Here is a 2,048-nt window from a genome sequence, read left to right on the forward strand (position 1 = left end):
CGAATCAACCCTACGTTCTGATCCTCAACTTTCACATTTGATACTTTCAACCTACAATATATTGAATAACAATGAATCTCAATTGATGAAAGATACGTATTTAGATCTTTTATTAGAAAACTTAGGTGGCTCACACCATTTTTGATGAAGATGACTGTGAAATCATACGAATCATTAGTGCAAGGCAAGTGACTAAAGCGGAGCGAAACAAATATGAGCATGGTTAGATACTCACGCAAAGAGCTGAATGAGAAATTTGGTGAGAAGCAAGATGCTGAAATTCAACGCTTGCTTGCTAAAGGCACGGTTCCTGATGATCAGCTAGATCTATCAGATATTCCTGAAATTACCGATTGGAGCAGTGCTGTACGCCAAAATCAATTTTACCGCCCAGTGAAGCAACAAACTTCAATTCGGTTAGATGCTGATGTACTTGCTTGGTTCAAAGCACAAGGCAAAGGTTATCAAACACGAATGAATGAAATTTTACGGGATGCTATGCTGAAAGAATTAAAAAATCATCAATAAAAATGGGAGCTTAAGCTCCCATTTTTGACTTCGCATAACGCCCATTATGTTAATTTTAGTTTTCCTTAATACGACAAAAATATCTACTTCATTTCACGAGAATTTCTTTTGCTAAAAGTTCTTCTTTCGTTACACCGAAATATCTTATTTCTAATTTAGGCCTGCCTAACATCTTTAAAAGATTGTTTTCATCATTTATATTTTTTATAGCTTTGCTTACACAATCAATTACGTCATTAGTTTTAGAAATAGCTTCTTTTTCAGATACTTGATCGCTTACTTTTCGAGATATTAAGTCATCAAAATATATCCTATATTCTTCACAAACTAGATAAAAATAAGGGTCTAATCTATCTAAATCATATTCAGATTCAAAGGGTTTACGATCTAATAAATCTTTTTCAGGATAAATAATCAATTGTCCTGCATCGAACCAAAACTCCACAGAAAAATTATCAAACTCAATTCCATTTAAATCATTACTAAAATTTTGAAAATACTGTAATAAAAGATTTTCTATATCCTCTAAAAACTCTTTATTCTTAATATCAAATATTAAAGATTCATTAGAAATAGCTTTGATACAATCTTCTTGAATATCTAACCCCTTTAAAGTCATTTTTACTCCATTTAAATTTTTAGGTTTTGGTGCATTAAGAATTTTGATTAACTTAACATAATGGCGGTTATACGAAATTCACCGTTTCGAGCCCCAAATATCAAGTTTATTTCTTGCATAAATGTATCCTATAGGATACATTCTACTTATGTACTCAATATATACCACTGAAGTCTTTGATGACTGGTTCACCAAGTTAAAAGACCAGCAGGCAAAAAGACGCATACAAGTCCGAATTGATCGGGTTGAAGATGGAAACTTTGGAGATACTGAGCCGGTCGGTGAAGGTGTTTCTGAATTACGTTTCTTCTTTGGGCCAGGCTATAGGATTTATTACTGCAAGCAAGGGCAAAGGGTTGTTATTCTTTTAGCAGGCGGAGATAAGTCTACGCAAAGTAAAGATATAAAACTTGCCCTGCAATTGGCACAAGATTTAGAGGAGGAGCTATAAATGGCTATTAAACTTCGCAAATGGGACAGTGCTGAGCATCTTAAAACAGAGGATGATATGCAGGCTTACTTACAAGCATGTATTGAAGAATCTAATGGCGATGCCGCATTCATTGCAAAGGCTTTAGGTAACATTGCAAAAGCTAAAGGAATGGCTCAATTATCACGAGATACAGGCTTAGGCCGAGAAAGTCTTTATAAAGCACTTTCTGGTGATGTTAACCCTAGTTTTGATACTGTGATTAAAGTTGTAAAAGCACTGAATTTACGCTTAGCAATTTAAAAAAAGTTATTAAAAAATGGAGCTTTAGGCTCCATTTTTTATGTTATTCCCAAGTAGAAATGTCCTACCTAATAACCAAATAGAAATGTCCTATATGGACATTTCCAAGTCAAGCACAGGATTTAGATTTCGTTGTTCAATCGCTGTTTTCTGTGCACGTCTGCTTGG

At 34.2% G+C, this 2,048-nt stretch carries 4 protein-coding genes and 1 pseudogene; 4 read left to right on the forward strand and 1 reads right to left on the reverse strand.

Annotated elements, in window-relative coordinates; all coding sequences use genetic code 11:
- Window positions 1-125 precede the first annotated feature (125 nt).
- Window positions 126-227: pseudogene (locus FTV18_RS15865) on the forward strand (BrnT family toxin); the annotation flags it as partial.
- On the forward strand, window positions 214-528 hold the full coding sequence (locus FTV18_RS15540) for a BrnA antitoxin family protein (protein WP_004728120.1): 315 nt from the start codon (window positions 214-216) through the stop codon (window positions 526-528). The pseudogene FTV18_RS15865 and the gene FTV18_RS15540, both read left to right, overlap by 14 nt.
- A gap of 88 nt (window positions 529-616) precedes the next feature.
- On the opposite strand, the gene FTV18_RS15545 is transcribed toward FTV18_RS15540, so the two are convergent.
- Window positions 617-1,147 (reverse strand): hypothetical protein, encoded by a 531-nt coding sequence (locus FTV18_RS15545; RefSeq protein ID WP_000172759.1) that lies wholly within the window; start codon window positions 1,145-1,147, stop codon window positions 617-619.
- 148 nt (window positions 1,148-1,295) lie between these two features.
- Between FTV18_RS15545 and FTV18_RS15550 the strand changes: the two genes are divergently transcribed.
- A complete protein-coding gene (locus FTV18_RS15550) occupies window positions 1,296-1,598 on the forward strand; it encodes a type II toxin-antitoxin system RelE/ParE family toxin (protein ID WP_000286964.1) in 303 nt (100 codons plus the stop codon).
- Entirely contained in the window at window positions 1,599-1,880 is a 282-nt protein-coding gene (locus FTV18_RS15555) for an addiction module antidote protein (protein WP_000985609.1), read from the forward strand. It begins immediately after the preceding gene.
- The last annotated feature ends 168 nt before the right edge of the window (window positions 1,881-2,048 follow it).

The sequence above is a fragment of the Acinetobacter sp. YH12241 genome, assembly GCF_013417535.1.
In the GTDB taxonomy this organism is placed as follows: Bacteria; Pseudomonadota; Gammaproteobacteria; order Pseudomonadales; family Moraxellaceae; genus Acinetobacter.

Coding starts and splice junctions, on each gene's coding strand:
- FTV18_RS15540 (WP_004728120.1), top strand. CDS start 214: ATGAGCATGGTTAGATACTCACGCAAAGAGCTGAATGAGAAATTTGGT.
- FTV18_RS15545 (WP_000172759.1), bottom strand. CDS start 1,147: ATGACTTTAAAGGGGTTAGATATTCAAGAAGATTGTATCAAAGCTATT.
- FTV18_RS15555 (WP_000985609.1), top strand. CDS start 1,599: ATGGCTATTAAACTTCGCAAATGGGACAGTGCTGAGCATCTTAAAACA.
- FTV18_RS15550 (WP_000286964.1), top strand. CDS start 1,296: ATGTACTCAATATATACCACTGAAGTCTTTGATGACTGGTTCACCAAG.